Origin of the sequence: Allorhizobium pseudoryzae, assembly GCF_011046245.1 — a bacterium.
Lineage (GTDB): Bacteria > Pseudomonadota > Alphaproteobacteria > Rhizobiales > Rhizobiaceae > Neorhizobium > Neorhizobium pseudoryzae.
Map to the genome: position 1 here is coordinate 105,356 of NZ_CP049243.1, position 16,849 is coordinate 122,204.

Below are 16,849 nucleotides of genomic sequence, written 5' to 3' on the forward strand. Positions count from 1 at the left end.
GGCCTTACCGGTTACCTGCTGGACTTGTTGCCGCCGACGATATCACCGCCTGCCTTCGAGCCCGATTGGTTCACATTGCTTCCGCCGCTGGACGCTTTCTGGCCCCCTACGAATTTGAAGGTCACCAGAGAACCAATCGTGCCACCGCCGATCAACCCAACGATAACCGACACGATTTCGGAGAAATGAGCAGTAATGAAATCCATTGCGAAGCACCCCCTCTACTACTAGAGCGATCATTATACGGGAGATGGGCTAATGTCGCCGGATATTTTCATGATTTGGGTGCCGTCCCGTGGCATTTTCGTGTGGGCACAAGTTTTGGCTATCGGGGCTTACCGTGAAGCGCCGCCAATACCTGGCAGCACGGACAAAGGTTTCGCCACCACTTGAGGGTGGCTGCAGAGATTACCTAGTCCCACTATTGAATATTCTAGAAATTTCAGGACATTGAGTGGGTTGCATGATTTTAGGGTATGTCTAATGGCAAAAAGCTACGTCAAGTCCCTGACGGTCGCCACGTCCGGAAAAAGCTCGTCATTCGGGTTTGCTACGCCTGATGAATTTATGACGCCAACGGGCGCGATCAACGTCATCTGCGGTGAGAACGGCGCGGGAAAGTCATTTCTTATTCGCGCACTGGACGGCTTGGTCAGCGAAGAAGGCCGCAAGGCGATGTATTCGGGATACACGCTCGAGACAACCTTGGCAGAAGTTCAGCCCGCAATTGTCCGCATAGAGCCTTGGAACAACCTCAGCTTCGCAGGTCAGATATTCTTTGACCGACGGTCAGACTACACGCAAAGCCGCGACGAAAAGCGGCTAATTCCTCTGCGGTTCTGGGTCGATCTGATCAAAGCGTACCGATCCTACGTGGAGGGCGACCCCTTCAACGAGGCGGAATGGTTGGCAAATTATGACCATCGCAAAGCGGTGTTCGAAACAATTCATCTGAGCCATGTGTTGCCACTCGCGACTTTCCTGGAAAGCGATTTGATCGTAGCTTTCGAAGAAATGTTCGATTGCCAGCTTGGCCTTCGTGTCAAGTCTCAGACGCTTGAACTGACGATGGATAATGACTTTGGTCTGTTCCCCTTCCAGAACTGGAGCCAAGGCCAAAAGACCATCTTCAACACTCTCCAGATCATGCATTACTCGGATGCGAGTGTATTTTTGTTCGACGAGATCGAAAACAACCTCCATCCGGCGTCCATTTCGAAGCTGATGAGGCGAATGAAGCTATCCAGGGGCTCGCAGTTCATTATTACATCGCACCATCCGCACGTCATATTTTCGAAATTCGCCGACCGGTCCCTGTTCATTGAACGAGTAAAGCCGATGAGATCGCGGCGCGGTGTTTCATATGAGAATGAGGGAAAGAAAGCCTCAATCCACCGTCGTGTCTTTTCATTGGAAAAGGCTACCGAGAAATTTCGGGCAACCTATCAGCTGTTTGATTCCTCCGACGTCGAATTGCTGGAACAAGCCAGCTCGATTCGTAGCGCGCTTGAAGCGCGGATCTATACGGATATCTTCCAGAATATCGGATTTCAGGTTGTGGCGGAGAAACCAGGACCGTTCGCCGACAATCAGACAATGCATATGGTCGAGACGATGAAAGGGCTAGATCCGGGTTTCGGCGAGTTCATCACCGTTCTCGATTACGGGAGTGGGCTATGCCGTGTGGCCCATGAATTTGGAAAGATTTATCAGCAGCCGGGAAAAAGGAAGTTTCGTTGGATCTTTTGGGAACCGAACGTTGCCACGCGTCTGGTGGCGCAGGAGACAATGCCCAAGTCAGATGATTTTATCTTCTTAGAAGAGGCTCCTACCGACCTGGGCCAGCTCGGTCAGGTCGATCTTATGCTGATCACCAACGTCTTGCATGAACTTTCTCCAACCGCGATTGCTGCGGCGCTGACCACCGCTCACACTGTGCTTGGCACTAAAGGGCACCTCATCGTCAATGAATTGTATCCTCTCTTGGAATTTGAAGAGGACGCAGTGCCGTTCAGGCCGGGTGACATGAAGTCCTTGTTGTCCGAGAGCGGGTTCCTTGCCGACGTGACAACCTCGCCTCTGCGAAGCACAATGGCCTATGCCGCCGTCGCAAAACCTCGTTTGAAAGCTGATGAAGCGCAAATCTACGAGGCCGTGTTGCGCACGTTTGGCGCGATGTTGAAAGATCGCTTAGCTAGCCACGGGGTTGGTCTTGCGCCAACGAATCAGAAGCGGATCGCCGAGAAGATTCAGGATTACGCGACGATTGCTACGCTTTCCTCCTACTTCGCCCGGAATCTGGTGGTAGACGAGCCTTGACTTGCCGTTTGCAGTTTGTGCCTGGAGGCCAGATTAGCGAAGAGCAAGTCGTTATCGGCAGCCCCCAAACTATAGTTCCTCCCAAGGAGGCTCTAATAGATTAGTGTTATGCCACGATCTATGTTTTTCAGACACTTAACATATTTGACCAATCTGTCACCGGTTCGATTCCTTTCAAGGCGAAGACGCCGGCCAGACAATTCTCTCGATGCGACCTGCAAAGGACAATGACCGCTTTGCGCCGTCATATTGGTCCTTCCGCATGTTCTGTCGTTTGCCGAAAACCTGCCGGTCTGCTCGAGTAGTCTGCAAAGCGCATTCATATCGACTCTTGCCCCCTCCGGCCGGCATCGGAGCATGATGCCTGCTCAGCGCCATGGTGGCGCTCTCGGAGGACAGTAAGCGGGGCTCACCGAGGTAGATCGGGTTGTGTCGTGACGAGGAATTTCCAGTCCGCGAGCGCGGCACGCCGGTGCGGCGCGGCCTGTTCTTCATAGGCCGGGTTTTGAAGGATCTTCCGCAGCACATCAAAGCTCGCATAACGAACGATGACGATGTCATCCCAAGCTTCGCCGTCCTGCCCGACCAGAACGCCACGAACGTTTCCGACCCAGAAGACGGAGAAATCTTCTCCTTGTGCGGCCATGTTGAAGGCGGGCGCATACCTCTGAAAATAAGCCTCGCGACCCGAACAGGGAGGAAGATCGCTCGCGGCGTCATAGTGAGCTACCTCGCGGTAGCGCACCATGTTGACCATATAGACAGGGCCCGCGTCTGCAAGTGCTTTCGCGGCAGTTTCGATCGCAGCATTCTCGTATTCGGTTCTGGTCATCTTTCGTCCTCGCTTCATGGGGTCCTGACGCGGATCGGGCGCCTCCGCATTTGTTATTGCAATTCAATACGTACAAATGTATTTATTGGCAATGGCAAGACCTTCTCTTCGCGAAAGAATCATCGAGTCCGGCGTGCAGACGCTGCATGAGCGTGGATATTCTGGTGCAGGCGTGCGCGAAATCACGGCCGATGCCGGTGTTCCGCAAGGCTGTTTCACCAACCATTTCCGATCCAAGGAGGCCTTCGCGAGCGTGGTCCTCGACCGTTACCATCATCGGACGCAGGTCATCATGGACTCGACGCTGCGTGATGAGGGCCTGCCGGCGGTCGACCGGATACGTGCCTATTTTGACGAGGTAACCAGATGGTTGGAAGATGCCGGTTGGCGGTATGGTTGCCTCGTCGGAAATTTAAGCCTTGAGATGCCCGAGCATAGCGAAGTACTGCGCAGCCATCTCGTCGAGGTGTGCCGGTCGCTTACGGATGCTTTCGCTGCTGTCGTGCGGGTCGGGCAGGAGCAGGGCGAGATACGCCGTGACCTTGACGCCGATGATGTTGCGACATTTCTCCTCGCCTCCTGGGAAGGCGCGATGATGCGGATGAAAGTCGACCGCTCTCCCAAGCCGATCGAGCAATTCAAGCGGGTGCTGTTCGCCACGGTCCTTCAGCCACCGCGTTGAGAGAAGCCTTCTCGTTTCAAGGGATGAGGCGCTTCGTGTCGTATCGATCGTTTCTTGCAAACGGCGGACGTTCCCGATTAGCGAAACAGCGAACAGGCGTGGAAAGCTGTCTCCGGCGAACATTTCAAGCGGAACGAGTCTCCAGCCGGATGAACCCGACCCGGCTACAAATAGCCGTCTCCGCCAGCGGCCGATGGTGCGGTCCGCTGGCGTGCCGGCATGTCCATGCTGTCCCTCGCGATACAACAGAGGGGCTACCGTAGTCTCACATTTCCTTCTCCCACCAGCCGCGGGTGTTGACGCCTGCAGACTGAGCGAGGACTTCCAACTCGGCGACCTCATCATCTGAAAGCGCCAGTGCGGCGGTGCGGATCAGGCCCTCGACATGGTGGGGCTTGGTAACGCCGACGATAGGGGTTGCCCCTTTGGCAAGAGCCCAGGCTGTTGCGATGTCCGAAGCCGTCGCCCCATAGCGTTGACCGATATTACAAAGCCCGTCCAACAGGGACTGCAACTGGGGCAGCATGGCGTTGTAAGCCTCCGCCCGGTTGGTGCCGCTGGGCAATGGGTTTTGGGCACTGTACTTTCCGCTCAGCGCGCCTTGTTCGAGAACCATATAGGCGAAGAACGGAATATTTCTGTCGCGGCAGTACTCCAGAAGGCCGGCGTTCTCGGGGGCGCGATAAAGTAGGCTGTAGTGATTTTGAATGGCCTCGACCCGATGCCCGGCTTCTTCGAGGATCTGGTTGGCGCGTTTGATTTCCTCCAGGTTATGGTTCGAGACGCCGACATGCCGGACCTTCCCGCTCTCGAGCAGCGGAATAAGGCGAGGTGTCCACCGCGCTACATCCGCCGGATTGTGTATCCAGTAAAGGTCGATGTAGTCCGTGCCAAGGCGGGCGAGGCTCTGTTCGAGCATCTCCGCGACCGGATCATCGCCGGTTCCGGCTGCTTGTGGGGTAAACTTGGTCGAGAGTTGGTAGTCGCTGCGGGAATAGCGTTTCAATACCTCCCCGAGCACCGTTTCAGACCGCCCCATGCCGTAGACCACGGCCGTATCCCACAGGGTGAACCCGGCCGTCTGGGCGGCCTTAGCGATGTCGTCCAGCCCATCGCTGCTCAGGGAGCTGCCGAAATAGCCAGCGCCCGCCTCGCCGCTGTCGCCCCAGGCCCAGGTTCCCAACGCTGCCTTCGGCGTTTTCATTGTGTCGTTCATTATTCTTGCTTCCGTCTCTGTTTGCCGCCAGATCTGTTGTGATCCGAAACACTGCTCGGGCAGGATGGTGTAAGCCGTGCCGTCCTGTGAGTCTGATGCACCGGAATTCCTGCATAATCCTCCGAGACTGGCGAGGTGCACATTGCGTGCGCGCCCTGCAGATGGGATGATTGGGTATGGACAGAATTGACGAAATCGCTGGACTCATTGCCCGACACGTCCCGGCGGACGGGTTTCACACAACGCCGATCGCACGGCTAACGCTTGCGCGATCCTCCACCGTGACGATTCCGATGCCCAACGTCTATCGGCCACAGCTTTGTTTTGTTGCGCAGGGGAAAAAGGAGGTTTCGCTCGGAGATCAGTTATTCACATATGGCCCCGGTCGATATGGGGTCGTGACCTATGATCTGCCGGTGGTCGGCCATGTGGTCCAGGCCACGCCGGCCACCCCCTATCTTTGCCTATTCATCGAATTCGATCCGGTGATGCTGGCCGATCTGGCGCATCGCATACCGCCGCCAGTTGGCGTCTTTGCGCCGATCGGCAAGACGGTAACCGACGCCGATCCTGTCCTGCTCGACGCGGTGCTGCGTCTGATGCGGTTGCTGGACGATCCGGCAGCACTTCCGGTCCTCGCGCCGCTCGCCGAGCAGGAAATCCTCTACCGACTGCTCGCTGGGCCGGACGGTGGCAGGATGCGGAGCGTCACCTCCAGCCAAGGGCGGGTTGCCCAGGTCGGTCGTGCAATCGCCTGGATTGGCAAGAACTTCCGGCAGCGCTTCAGCATAGAGACGCTCGCTGCGGAAGTCGGGATGAGCCCGTCCAGCCTTCACGAACATTTTCGCGCCGTGACGGCGATGACACCACTCCAGTTCCAGAAGCAGTTGCGGTTGCAGGATGCGCGCAGCCTGATGCTTGTCGAAGACATCGATGTGGCGAGTGCCGCTTTGCGAGTGGGGTATGAGAGCCCGTCGCAGTTCAGCCGTGAATATCGTCGCCTCTTCGGCGAGCCGCCGGCGCGCGATGTCGCCCGCCTGCGAACTCTGCCGATCATGGCCGGCGTCGCGTGAAGGCGATGATCGCCTTGGTCCCGAAATTTCCTTTAGGCCTACAGCCGCACGACGAGCTCGCGCGCGGAGACGCCTTCACGCTGCCCGTTATCAAGGGGGCAGATGTAAGATGTCCGCTTCTGTTGATGGCGCGAAAGAATCTGAGAGTCCGCTTCTGGCCCCATTTCAGACATTCCAGATAAGCCAGATGCTTGATCTGCATTGTTTATCTGCTGGCTTTCATCCGAAGTTATGACAGGTCGACGGTTCGTATCTGTTCAAGAGCTTCGCTAGGATTGCTGTGCACCTTACGATTCTCACCATCTGACTCGGACCAAGGTTCTCCAAAGCGACGTTAGTGATACTTGTCCTGCTCCTCCCATCGACAGTGGGTGGAAAAGCGATCCGAAGTATGAGAGTGCTTCCTAAGAAGGAAGCTCATGGAATACCAAAACCTGAGGTCTCGCCCGCCAATTCGATATAGGGCCCACCTCTTGTCCGTTATCGCAAGTCTGTTCGCGTCGCTGCTGTTGTTGTTCGGCGGCGACGCCTTCGGCCGTTTCCATCCCGGCCTCTCAACTGCCGGTGCCATGTCTCGGTCCGACAACGGGCAGACGCTTGCGGCCGGCCATGGTGACAGCCGCTCCCTGGCCGCGTCTGAACAGTCCGCGCGTCCGAAATTGCGGCCCTGGGCCTCCGGCGATAGCTGTCTCGGCTCAAAAGTCCCGACCTTGTGGATGTGTCGCCATGGAGAGCTCATCCATAACCACGTCGCCGCGACGCTATCCTATAATGCCTCGCAGTCTTACTGGTCGCGCGCGCCCCCAATCCAGCACACATCCTGACTGTTTCGCCGCCATCGATCCGATGGCTCGACCCGTTTGTGCCACGGCTCGGATGCCGCGGTCGCAACCTACTGGATCTATAATGAAAAACTCCCTCTCCAAGGTGGTGGGCTACGTGCTCGTCATCCTGCTGGGTTTGCTCGTCGCATTGCCGAATGTGCTGCCCGATACGACCCTTTCCCGACTTCCCTCCTGGCTGCCGCATGAGCGAGTATCGCTCGGCCTCGATCTGCGCGGCGGCTCCCACCTCGTTCTTGAGGTCGACCGCCCGGCGCTGACAGACGAATGGCTCCAGAGCCTCACCCAGGAGGTTCGTTCGACCCTTCTGGAAGCCCGCATACAGACCCGCAGCATTCGTCGCGAAGGCGGCGCCGTGGTGGTGGCCCTCGCCGCTCCCACGCAGATGAGCGTTGCGACCGAAGCGCTCGCGGTTCTGAACAACCCGACGGTTACGCTGACAGGCAGCGGGGCGCCCGAGCTCGATGTCTCCACCAGCGGTGCCGAGACCCTGAGACTGGCGCCGAGCGAGCAGGGCATCACCGCACGCATGAGCCAGGCGGTTGAGCAGAGCCTTGAAGTCATTCGCCAGCGCGTCGACCAGGTCGGTGTTGCCGAGCCGACCATCCAGCGCGTTGGCGCCGATCGCGTTCTCGTCCAGCTTCCCGGCGAACAGGATCCGTCGCGACTGCGCGCGCTTCTCGGAACCACTGCAAAGATGAGCTTCCATCTCCTGGGAGAACATGGAGCAGCCGGTGTCGAGACGCTTCAGGATGACGACGGACGCGCCTATCCCGTCCAGTCGACGGTCCTCCTTGCCGGCGACAGGCTCACCGATGCGCGGGTCCAGTTCGACCCCCAGGGCGGCCAGCCCGTCGTGTCCTTCCGCTTCGATGGCGTCGGCGCAGACCGCTTTGCCAGCATCACCCGTGACAATGTCGGCCGTCCCTTCGCGATTGTGCTTGATGACAAGGTGCTGAGCGCGCCTGTCATCCGCGAACCGATCACCGGCGGCGCGGGACAGATTTCCGGAGACTTCTCGGTCGACGAGGCCAACACACTCGCGGCCTTGCTGCGGGCCGGCGCCTTGCCGGCCAAGCTCACTGTCATCGAAGAACGCACGGTCGGAGCGGACCTCGGCAGCGATGCGATCGAAATGGGCATCATGTCAGGCCTCGCGGGCTTCGGCCTCGTCGTTGCCTTCATCCTGGCGCTCTACGGCACCTGGGGCCTGCTCGCGGTGCTGGCGCTGACGCTCAACGTCGTCCTGACCTTTGCGGGTCTGACGATGCTCGGGGCCACGCTCACTCTGCCGGGCATTGCCGGCATCGTGCTCGGCATCGGCCTCGCCGTCGATGCAAACGTCCTGATCAACGAGCGTATCCGCGAGGAGGTCGGCAAGGGGCGAGGGGCCTTCGCGGCCATCGACCATGGCTTTGCCAAGGCCTATTCCACCATCATCGACAGCAATGTCACGGCGCTGATCGCCACAGTCCTGCTCTTCTGGTTCGGCTCCGGTCCCGTCCGGGGCTTTGCCGTCACCATGGGCCTTGGCATCGCGATCTCGATGTTCACGGCCGTCTCGGTCGTGCGGGTCGCCATGGTCGCGATCGCCCGCCGCTACAAGCTGAAGACGATTGCCATCAAGCCGCTCCTGCCGTTCAAGCTGATCAAGGACGGCACGAAGATCGATTTCATGAAGGCACGGTTGTTCGGCATCGGGGTCTCCGCCTTCCTGTCGATATCCTCGATCATCCTGTTCATCACGCCGGGCCTCAACTACGGCGTCGATTTCAAGGGCGGCATCCAGCTTGAACTCTCTACATCGGGCCCGGCCGACCTCTCCGGTCTGCGCTCCGGCATCGAGAGCCTGAACCTGGGCGAAGTCGCCTTGCAGGAGTTCGGCGACAGCAACCACGTCATGCTGCGTCTCGAGCGCCAGCCGGGCGGCGAACAGGCCCAGACCGATGCGGTCTCAAAGGTGCGCGAGACGATCCAGACGATCGATCCCTCGGCCAAGATCGAACGCACCGAAGTGGTCGGCCCAAAGGTGAGCGGCGAACTGGCGACTGCCGGTCTGACCTCGGTCATCCTCGCGTCGCTCGCCATGCTCGTCTATATCTGGGTCCGGTTCGACTGGCCCTTTGCCGTGGGAGCGATCGCCACGCTCATCCTCGACGTGACGAAGACGATCGGCTTCTTCGCGCTGACGGGTCTCGACTTCAATCTGACGGCGATCGCAGCCCTGCTCACGCTGGTGGGCTACTCGGTCAATGACAAGGTGGTGGTCTACGACCGGATGCGCGAGAACATGCGCCTCTACAAGACCATGCCCTTCCGCGACCTGATCAATCTCTCGATCAACGAAACGCTTGCCCGAAGCATCTACACCTCGGCGACCGCCTTCCTTGCCATGCTGCCCATGGCGATCTGGGGCGGCAGCGCGGTCGAGAGTTTTGCCGTGCCCATGGTGTTCGGCATCTTCATTGCGGCATCGTCCTCGGTCTTCATCGCGGCCCCCATCCTGCTGTTCCTCGGAGACTGGCGGAGCCGAAGGAAGACACGCCTTGCGGTGGTCGCGGCCGAAGAACAGGCTGCGTGAAGCCATTGATGCGGGCCTATCTGAGGTAGGCCCGCATTAACTCAAACCGTGGTGGCTGTTTCATGGAGGCCTGGGCAACCATGCGTGTTGGTAAAACGCAGGCCTGCCTTCTCGAAGGCCAGCTTCAGTTGCGCTTCTGTCGATCGATGCAAGCCGTGACGCTGACCTTCGAAATCACGGATCGTGCTGCGGGAAACACGCGATTGGGTTGCCAGGTCTTCTTGCGTCCAACCTAGGTAGCCGCGGGCCGCGCGACACAGTGCTGGCGAAAATACGGGTTCGGTTTGGGGTTGATCCATGCCTGAACTTGCCTACATTGGGTGATGTCGCCCATTTAGGTCGAATTTCTTTAATTTCTAGTCCGAGGCATATTTCTCGGTCTCATCATTGAAAGGAACTGGATTTGGGATAACGCTCGATGCTTCGATCCTCTTGCTGCTGGTCCTTGTTCTCCCGTTTGTGGGGAGCGTCGCCTCGGCCTTCATTCTGAAGACGACTTCCCGCGACCTGCCGGTCTTTGTCGCAGGCACCACTACGCTCCTGACCCTGATCCTTTCGGCATCAGCCTATCCCTTCGTCACCCACAACGGCGTGCTGCGGTTCAACGCAGAGTGGCTGCCGCAGTTCGGGATTGATTTCGCTTTGAGACTGGATGGTTTCGCCTGGATCTTTACCATGCTGGTCACCTCCATCGGCTTTCTCGTCATCCTCTATGCCCGCTATTACATGGGCAAGGACGACCCCATTCCGCGATTCTTCTCGTTCTTGCTGGCCTTCATGGGCGCGATGCTGGGCATCATCGTCTCCGGAAACGTCATCCTGTTGTCGATCTTCTGGGAACTCACCAGCATCTTCTCGTTCCTGCTGATCAGCTACTGGCACACGAGTGCCACGGCCCGCGATGGTGCCCGCATGGCGCTGACGATCACGGGTATTGGTGGTTTCTGCCTGCTGATTGGCATGTTGCTGCTCGGCAAGATCGTTGGCAGCTATGACCTCGACAAGATCCTCGCCTCTGGTCAGCTCATCCGCGAGCATCCGCTCTATCTGCCGACCCTGATTTTCATCCTCCTTGGCGCGCTGACCAAGAGCGCCCAGTTTCCCTTCCATTTCTGGCTGCCGAATGCGATGGCGGCTCCGACGCCCGTTTCAGCCTTCCTCCATTCCGCAACCATGGTGAAGGCGGGCGTCTTCCTGCTCGTTCGATTCTGGCCGGTGTTATCGGGCACCTATGAATGGTTCATCCTCGTCGGCCTCGCCGGCATCTCGACCCTTCTGCTCGGCGCCTTCCTGGCCATGTTCCAGCGCGACCTCAAAGGCTTGCTCGCCTATTCGACGATCAGCCATCTCGGCCTGATCACGACGCTTCTGAGCCTTGGTAGCCCGCTGTCGACGGTCGCGGCGATCTTCCACATGCTCAATCACGCGACGTTCAAGGCCTCGCTCTTCATGGCGGCCGGCATTATCGATCACGAAACGGGTACGCGGGACATGCAGCGGCTAAGCGGCCTCTACCGCTTTCTGCCGGCAACCGCGACGCTTGCCATGGTCGCGAGCGCCGCCATGGCCGGCGTGCCGCTCCTCAATGGCTTTCTGTCGAAGGAGATGTTCTTCGCGGAAGCCGTCGAAACCCACGCCGACTCCACGCTCGACGTGGTCCTTCCCTATGTCGCAACACTGGCCGGCATCTTCAGCGTCGTCTATTCGCTGCGTTTCGTTCACACCGTCTTCTTCGGGCCGCCACCGGTAGCACTGCCCAAGGAAACGCCGCATGAGCCACCGCGCTGGATGCGTGTTCCGATCGAAGTCCTGGTTGTCGTTTGCCTTGTGGTCGGCATTGTCCCTGCGGTGTCGATCGGGCCTTTTCTGCAGACAGCTGTCGAAAGCGTGCTTGGCCAGCGGACGCCGGAATACAGCCTCAGTATCTGGCATGGGTTCAATGTCCCGCTCCTGATGAGCCTCGTCGCTCTTGTCGGCGGCTTCCTCCTCTACATGGCTATGCGGGACTACCTCTCACGCTGCGAGGACGGTCCGCCCTACTTGCGCCGACTTAAAGGGCAGCGTCTGTTTGAACGCGTTTTGGTCACCGTTTCCTGGCGCTGGGCGCGCCTTGCGGAGAGCCGGCTCGGAACCCGCAATCTGCAGCCGCAGCTCAGATGGATTGTCGTCACCGGCTTCCTTGCCGCAACCCTGCCGCTTTATCTCTCTGGCTTCGAGCGCAGACCCGTCGTCTTCTCGGCGGTTGATCCGGCCTTCGCGCTCATCTGGCTGGTCGGCATGGCGCTGGCGATCGGGGCCGCCGTGTCCGCCAAATATCATCGCCTGGCATCACTGATCATGCTGGGCGGGGTGGGCTTGATCGTTTGCATGACCTTCGTCTGGCTGTCGGCGCCCGACCTTGCCATCACCCAGTTGCTCGTCGAGATCGTCACGACCGTCCTGATCCTTCTTGGCCTGCGCTGGCTGCCCAAGCGCTCACCCGGGATCGGCGAGGTGATGACCCTGCGGAGCCGCTTCCGCCGCTTCCGCGATCTGGCGATTGCGATCGTCTGCGGTGTCGGCATGTCGGTTGTCGCCTTCACGGTCATGACGATGCCGGTGCCCGATGCCATCGCGAGCTACTTCCTGCAGAATGCCTATACGGAGGGTGGCGGTCGCAATGTCGTCAACGTGATCCTCGTCGACTTCCGCGCCTTCGACACCTTCGGGGAAATCGCCGTTCTCGGCATTGTCGGCCTGACGGTCTATGGCCTGCTGCGCCGCTTCCGGCCCGCCGAGGACAGCATGGAACTGCCCGAGCAGCAGTTGACCCAGAACCGTTTCGATGCCGACCAGCCGGAGCGCTCGCCGGGTGACATGATGCGCGACTATCTGCTGGTGCCTTCGGTGCTCATGCAGTGGCTCTTCCCTGTCATCATCACCTTTGCCGTCTATCTGTTCATGCGGGGCCACGACATGCCGGGCGGCGGCTTCTCGGCAGGCCTCACGCTGTCTATCGCTTTCCTCCTGCAATATCTGGCGGGTGGTACGCGCTGGGCGGAGGATCGCATTCGCATCCTGCCACTGCGCTGGATGGGTGCCGGGATCCTGATCGCTGCGGCGACAGGGATCGGGGCCTGGCTGCTTGGCCATCCGTTCCTCACCTCGCACTTCCGCTATCTGGAGATCCCGCTCATCGGCAAGGTGCCGGCGGCATCCGCCTTGCTCTTCGATCTCGGTGTTTTCCTGCTCGTGGTCGGCGCAACGGTCCTCATCCTGGTGGCGCTCGCCCACCAGTCGATCCGCATCAACCGCCTGAGAGCCCAGGAAGCCAAGGGAGAAAAACGCTGATGGAAATCATCCTGTCCCTGGCCATTGGTCTGATGACCACCTGCGGCGTCTGGCTCATCCTGCGTCCGCGCACCTTTCAGGTGATCATCGGATTGTCGATGCTCTCCTACGCCGTCAACCTGTTCATCTTCGGCGTCGGTGGCGTCAAGAGCAACATGCCGCCGATCCTTGAGGATGGGGTGGTGTCGACGACACTCACCGATCCTGTTCCGCAGGCACTGGTTCTCACCGCCATCGTCATCGGCTTTGCGACCACCGCGCTCTTCCTCGTCGTGCTGCTCGCCGCCCGCGGCCTGACCGGCAATGACCATGTCGATGGGAGGAACGAGTAGCCATGATTGCCTGGAGCCACCACCTGATCGTTACGCCGATCTTGATACCGATGGTGACAGCCGCCCTCCTGCTGTTCATCGACGAGCGCAACAGAACAGCCAAGGCAATCGTCAGCCTTGCTGGGGTCATCCTGCTGCTGGCGAACGCCGTCCTGTTGTTCGCGATCGAGAGCGGTCCGAACGGCTTTGACAATGTCTATCTGCTCGGCAATTGGGCTGCCCCCTTCGGCATTGTTCTGGTCATCGACGGCCTGTCGGCGATGATGCTGTTGCTGACATCGATCCTCGCGCTTGCAGCATTGGTTTTCTCTCTCGCCAAATGGCATGCCGTGGGTGCCCATTTCCACAGCCTGTTCCAGCTTCTGCTGGCGGGCGTCAACGGCGCGCTGCTGACCGGCGACCTCTTCAATCTCTTCGTCTTCTTCGAAGTCATGCTCGCCGCTTCCTATGGCTTGCTGCTGCACGGAACAGGAACGCTGCGCGTCAAGTCTGGACTGCATTACATCGCCGTCAATCTCGTCGCGGCTCTGTTCTTCCTCATCGGGGTAAGCCTCGTCTATGGCACGGCCGGCACGCTCAACATGGCAGATCTTGCCCTGCGCATGCCGGAGATGGAGCCGGATCGGCTGATCCTGATGGAGGCGGGTGCAGCCGTGCTTGGGGTGGCTTTTCTCATCAAAGTCGGCATGTGGCCGCTCTGCTTCTGGCTGCCGACAGCTTACAGTGCCGCCTCCGCGCCGGTCGCCGGCATGTTTGCAATCCTCAGCAAGGTCGGCATCTATGTCATCCTGCGCCTCACCATGCTTCTCTTCGGCGATGGTCCATCGGCAGGCTTCGGCGCCGAAGTGCTGCTGATCGGCGGAATGGCGACACTCGTGTTCGGGACCATTGGCGTGCTCGCCTCCCAGGCACTTGGTCGGCTTGCCGGCTATTCAGTCCTCGTCTCCTCCGGCACGCTTCTGATGGTGCTGGGCATCAACGATGGTGTCGTGTCGTCCGGCGCGCTGCTCTATCTCGTCAGCTCCACCCTGACCATCAGCGCCTTCTTCATGCTGATCGAGCTGGTGGAGCGAGGACAGGATGCCGGCGCCAACGTCCTTGCCGTCACCATGGAGGCGTATGGTGACGGAGAGGAAGCCGATATCGAGGATGGCAACGGCACGACCATGCCGGGCACCATGGCGATCCTCGGCATCTGCTTTGCCGCCTGCGGCATTCTGCTGGCCGGTCTGCCGCCACTCTCAGGCTTCATCTCCAAATTCGCCATGCTGTCGGCGATGATGGGCACCGGATCGATCGGTCAGACGCCCGATCTCGCCGTCTGGACCTTGATTGTGCTTGTCATCTTCTCGGGCATTGCTGCCCTGATCTCGATGACCCGCGCCGGCATCCGCACCTTCTGGGGGTCGATCGAAGGCGCCGTACCGCGCGTGCTGGTCGTCGAACTCGTGCCGGTCATGATGTTGCTGTCGCTGACACTCGTCCTGACCGTCCAGGCGGGCCCGGCCATGACCTACATGGACACGACGATCAGGACGCTCGCCAATCCATCCGCCTATATCGACGCGGTGCGCAACGCCTCGGTGGTCGGTGACCCCCGCGTGTCTGAGGCGCAAGAGGCGGGAGGTGCGCCATGATCCCCCATCCGCTCCTCAGCTTGTCCTTGCTCGTGATGTGGCTGCTACTGAACGATTTCACACTCGGCCACCTCATCCTCGGATCGGTCGTCGCGGTCTTCGGCGGGTGGGCCATGGCATCGCTCAGGCCCGACAAGCCGCAGGTGAAGAAGTGGCACCTACTGCCCAAGCTCTTCTGGCGCGTCTTTGTCGACATCATTCGCTCTAATGCGGCCGTCGCCCTTCTGCTCCTGCGCGGCAAGGGGCAGAAACACACGGCCGGCTTCATCACGGTTCCGCTCGACATCGAACATCCGACAGCCCTTGCCATCATGGCGGTCATCCTGACCAGCACGCCGGGCTCGGCCTGGCTTGCCTATGACGCACGCCGCAAGACCGTGCTGATCCACGTTCTCGACCTCATCGACGAGGAGGAATGGGTGACGAATATCAAGCATCGTTATGAAAGCCTGCTGCTGGAGATCATCGAATGAGCGCCATCATTCTCTTCACCGCTGTCTCGATCTCGAAACTGCTCCTGGCCGTTGCGCTGATGATCGCGATCGTGCGCGTTTTCATCGGCCCGCGCGCCCAGGACCGCATCCTCGCCCTCGACGCGTCTTACGTGATCGCCATGCTCTTGCTTGTCACCTTTGCCATCGGAAGTGGACGGACTGTCTATTTCGAGGCAGCCCTGGTGATCGGCATGCTCGGCTTCGTGGCAACGGTTGCCCTCGCCAAGTTCCTCATGCGAGGGGAGGTGATTGAATGACGATGCCTGTCGCCGATCTCCCGCTGTGGGTGGTGATTGCAGTCTCCGCCTTCCTGGTCATTGGCTCCGCGCTGACGCTACTCGGCGCAATTGGTCTCTTGCGCCTGCCGACCTTCTACGAGCGCATCCATGCGCCGACGCTCGGCACCAGTTGGGGCGTCGGGTCGATCATGCTGGCTTCGATCCTCTATTTCTCGATCGTCGGATCGAGAGCCGTCCTGCACGAGATCCTGATCGGCATCTTCGTCACCCTGACAACCCCGATCACCCTCATTCTGCTGGCAAGAGCGGCCCTTCACCGCGATCGCACCGAGGGCAATCCGTCTGTCCCGAAGGACGTTTCCTCACAGGAAGTGCCCGATACCGAAGCTTGACCAACCTGGGGGAAACGGGTCTCAGCGATCTTAAGTGCCATCGGTGTTCTTGTCTTGACAAATCTGCGCATTTCCAAAGTTGGCCCCATTACTACATATGTGCTAATGTGGGTCTGTAACTTTGGGAGTACGTGAGATGAGCCGCTTGACGATCGACATAACGGACAAACAGCATCAAAGCCTCAAAGCGCTGGCCGCTCTGCAGGGCAAGACAATCAAGGAATATGCACTTGAGCGCCTGTTTCCCGGCGACGTCGAGGGAGAACGGGCCTGGGACGAATTAAAGACGTTGATCAACACGCGCATCAGTGACGGGCTCGCCGGAAAACTGTCGACCAAAACCGTAGGTGAGATCCTAGACGAGGAGATTGCCGAGGGTCACGCTTGACAGCTTACATCCTGACCGCAGCGGCAGAATCCGATCTTCGCTCGGTAATCCGTTACACACGGGCACAATGGAGTGCCGTCCAAGTACGCCACTACATCTTGGCTTTGGAGCGAGGAATGGAGAACATTGCCGCAGGCAAAGCTCCCTTCAAGGATCTAAGCGTGCTCTATCCGGCGCTGCGGATGGCGCGCTGCCAGCATCATTACATCTTCTGTCTGCCTCGAGACCATGCGCCCGCTCTTATCGTAGCGATTTTTCACGAACGAATGGATCTCATGGGGCGTTTGGCTGTTCGTCTAAACGAGTGATGTCTTCACGACGGGACGATCTCCTGTGCGCGTGCTAGATGAGCGCGCGTTGTCGCGCGATCAAAGAGTGTCGCCAGTTTTGATCCCTTCAAGAGCACTACGGATGAGCATCACTGAAAGCAGGGCATCCGCCCCAAGGATTCAAGGCTGAGCTCATCATGTCAATAGCGCGAGGTCACACAGC

General features: G+C 59.3%; 16 protein-coding genes. 12 read left to right on the forward strand and 4 right to left on the reverse strand.

Annotation, left to right across the window (positions count from 1 at the left end):
• Positions 1-11 precede the first annotated feature (11 nt).
• The gene (locus G6N78_RS18745) at positions 12-206 is read right to left on the reverse strand and encodes a hypothetical protein (RefSeq protein ID WP_165222358.1); all 195 of its coding nucleotides are present in this window, start codon (positions 204-206) and stop codon (positions 12-14) included.
• Between the two features lie 277 nt (positions 207-483).
• Between G6N78_RS18745 and G6N78_RS18750 the strand changes: the two genes are divergently transcribed.
• Positions 484-2,319 (forward strand): AAA family ATPase, encoded by a 1,836-nt coding sequence (locus tag G6N78_RS18750; RefSeq protein ID WP_165222360.1) that lies wholly within the window; start codon positions 484-486, stop codon positions 2,317-2,319.
• Positions 2,320-2,728: 409 nt separating this feature from the next.
• Here the strand turns inward: G6N78_RS18750 and G6N78_RS18755 are convergent, their stop codons facing one another.
• The gene (locus tag G6N78_RS18755) at positions 2,729-3,151 is read right to left on the reverse strand and encodes a hypothetical protein (RefSeq protein WP_165222362.1); all 423 of its coding nucleotides are present in this window, start codon (positions 3,149-3,151) and stop codon (positions 2,729-2,731) included.
• A gap of 76 nt (positions 3,152-3,227) precedes the next feature.
• Here G6N78_RS18755 and G6N78_RS18760 point away from each other — a divergent pair, with 76 nt between their 5' ends.
• Positions 3,228-3,833: a TetR/AcrR family transcriptional regulator gene (locus G6N78_RS18760; RefSeq protein WP_234905992.1), complete on the forward strand. Its 606-nt coding sequence runs from the start codon at positions 3,228-3,230 to the stop codon at positions 3,831-3,833.
• A 265-nt stretch (positions 3,834-4,098) separates the two neighbouring features.
• Here G6N78_RS18760 and G6N78_RS18765 read toward each other — a convergent pair whose 3' ends face one another.
• Positions 4,099-5,049, reverse strand: coding sequence for an aldo/keto reductase (locus G6N78_RS18765; RefSeq protein WP_165222364.1), 951 nt, complete (start codon positions 5,047-5,049; stop codon positions 4,099-4,101).
• Positions 5,050-5,225: 176 nt separating this feature from the next.
• Here G6N78_RS18765 and G6N78_RS18770 point away from each other — a divergent pair, with 176 nt between their 5' ends.
• Positions 5,226-6,122 carry an AraC family transcriptional regulator gene (locus G6N78_RS18770; RefSeq protein WP_165222366.1) on the forward strand — a complete coding sequence of 299 codons (897 nt, stop codon included), beginning with the start codon at positions 5,226-5,228 and terminating at the stop codon, positions 6,120-6,122.
• A gap of 906 nt (positions 6,123-7,028) precedes the next feature.
• Entirely contained in the window at positions 7,029-9,545 is a 2,517-nt protein-coding gene (gene secD, locus G6N78_RS18775) for a protein translocase subunit SecD (RefSeq protein ID WP_165222368.1), read from the forward strand.
• A gap of 41 nt (positions 9,546-9,586) precedes the next feature.
• On the opposite strand, the gene G6N78_RS18780 is transcribed toward secD, so the two are convergent.
• Entirely contained in the window at positions 9,587-9,844 is a 258-nt protein-coding gene (locus tag G6N78_RS18780; protein WP_165222371.1) for a helix-turn-helix domain-containing protein, read from the reverse strand.
• Between the two features lie 109 nt (positions 9,845-9,953).
• Between G6N78_RS18780 and G6N78_RS18785 the strand changes: the two genes are divergently transcribed.
• The 8 genes from G6N78_RS18785 to G6N78_RS18820 all read left to right on the forward strand — a co-directional run bounded on the left by G6N78_RS18785 (position 9,954) and on the right by G6N78_RS18820 (position 16,665).
• A complete protein-coding gene (locus G6N78_RS18785) occupies positions 9,954-12,875 on the forward strand; it encodes a monovalent cation/H+ antiporter subunit A (RefSeq protein WP_165222520.1) in 2,922 nt (973 codons plus the stop codon).
• Complete coding sequence (locus G6N78_RS18790) at positions 12,875-13,207, forward strand: Na+/H+ antiporter subunit C (RefSeq protein WP_165222373.1); 333 nt, start codon at positions 12,875-12,877, stop codon at positions 13,205-13,207. Before G6N78_RS18785 ends, G6N78_RS18790 begins: the two co-directional genes overlap by 1 nt.
• Before the next feature lie 2 nt (positions 13,208-13,209).
• Positions 13,210-14,844 carry a monovalent cation/H+ antiporter subunit D gene (locus G6N78_RS18795; protein WP_165222376.1) on the forward strand — a complete coding sequence of 545 codons (1,635 nt, stop codon included), beginning with the start codon at positions 13,210-13,212 and terminating at the stop codon, positions 14,842-14,844.
• On the forward strand, positions 14,841-15,317 hold the full coding sequence (locus G6N78_RS18800; protein ID WP_165222379.1) for a Na+/H+ antiporter subunit E: 477 nt from the start codon (positions 14,841-14,843) through the stop codon (positions 15,315-15,317). Before G6N78_RS18795 ends, G6N78_RS18800 begins: the two co-directional genes overlap by 4 nt.
• A complete protein-coding gene (locus G6N78_RS18805) occupies positions 15,314-15,595 on the forward strand; it encodes a K+/H+ antiporter subunit F (protein ID WP_165222381.1) in 282 nt (93 codons plus the stop codon). Before G6N78_RS18800 ends, G6N78_RS18805 begins: the two co-directional genes overlap by 4 nt.
• On the forward strand, positions 15,592-15,969 hold the full coding sequence (gene mnhG, locus G6N78_RS18810; RefSeq protein WP_165222384.1) for a monovalent cation/H(+) antiporter subunit G: 378 nt from the start codon (positions 15,592-15,594) through the stop codon (positions 15,967-15,969). Before G6N78_RS18805 ends, mnhG begins: the two co-directional genes overlap by 4 nt.
• A gap of 136 nt (positions 15,970-16,105) precedes the next feature.
• Positions 16,106-16,357: a type II TA system antitoxin, ParD family gene (locus tag G6N78_RS18815; protein WP_165222386.1), complete on the forward strand. Its 252-nt coding sequence runs from the start codon at positions 16,106-16,108 to the stop codon at positions 16,355-16,357.
• Complete coding sequence (locus G6N78_RS18820) at positions 16,354-16,665, forward strand: type II toxin-antitoxin system RelE/ParE family toxin (protein WP_165222388.1); 312 nt, start codon at positions 16,354-16,356, stop codon at positions 16,663-16,665. The genes G6N78_RS18815 and G6N78_RS18820 overlap by 4 nt, the downstream gene beginning before the upstream one ends.
• The last annotated feature ends 184 nt before the right edge of the window (positions 16,666-16,849 follow it).

What these genes read in the sequence shown, in the direction of transcription:
- G6N78_RS18790 (WP_165222373.1), top strand. Translation starts at nt 12,875, where the DNA reads ATGGAAATCATCCTGTCCCTGGCCATTGGTCTGATGACCACCTGCGGC.
- secD (WP_165222368.1), top strand. Translation starts at nt 7,029, where the DNA reads ATGAAAAACTCCCTCTCCAAGGTGGTGGGCTACGTGCTCGTCATCCTG.
- G6N78_RS18745 (WP_165222358.1), bottom strand. Translation starts at nt 206, where the DNA reads ATGGATTTCATTACTGCTCATTTCTCCGAAATCGTGTCGGTTATCGTT.
- G6N78_RS18795 (WP_165222376.1), top strand. Translation starts at nt 13,210, where the DNA reads ATGATTGCCTGGAGCCACCACCTGATCGTTACGCCGATCTTGATACCG.
- G6N78_RS18780 (WP_165222371.1), bottom strand. Translation starts at nt 9,844, where the DNA reads ATGGATCAACCCCAAACCGAACCCGTATTTTCGCCAGCACTGTGTCGC.
- G6N78_RS18755 (WP_165222362.1), bottom strand. Translation starts at nt 3,151, where the DNA reads ATGACCAGAACCGAATACGAGAATGCTGCGATCGAAACTGCCGCGAAA.
- G6N78_RS18765 (WP_165222364.1), bottom strand. Translation starts at nt 5,049, where the DNA reads ATGAACGACACAATGAAAACGCCGAAGGCAGCGTTGGGAACCTGGGCC.
- G6N78_RS18760 (WP_234905992.1), top strand. Translation starts at nt 3,228, where the DNA reads ATGTATTTATTGGCAATGGCAAGACCTTCTCTTCGCGAAAGAATCATC.
- G6N78_RS18770 (WP_165222366.1), top strand. Translation starts at nt 5,226, where the DNA reads ATGGACAGAATTGACGAAATCGCTGGACTCATTGCCCGACACGTCCCG.
- mnhG (WP_165222384.1), top strand. Translation starts at nt 15,592, where the DNA reads ATGACGATGCCTGTCGCCGATCTCCCGCTGTGGGTGGTGATTGCAGTC.
- G6N78_RS18800 (WP_165222379.1), top strand. Translation starts at nt 14,841, where the DNA reads ATGATCCCCCATCCGCTCCTCAGCTTGTCCTTGCTCGTGATGTGGCTG.
- G6N78_RS18815 (WP_165222386.1), top strand. Translation starts at nt 16,106, where the DNA reads ATGAGCCGCTTGACGATCGACATAACGGACAAACAGCATCAAAGCCTC.
- G6N78_RS18750 (WP_165222360.1), top strand. Translation starts at nt 484, where the DNA reads ATGGCAAAAAGCTACGTCAAGTCCCTGACGGTCGCCACGTCCGGAAAA.
- G6N78_RS18805 (WP_165222381.1), top strand. Translation starts at nt 15,314, where the DNA reads ATGAGCGCCATCATTCTCTTCACCGCTGTCTCGATCTCGAAACTGCTC.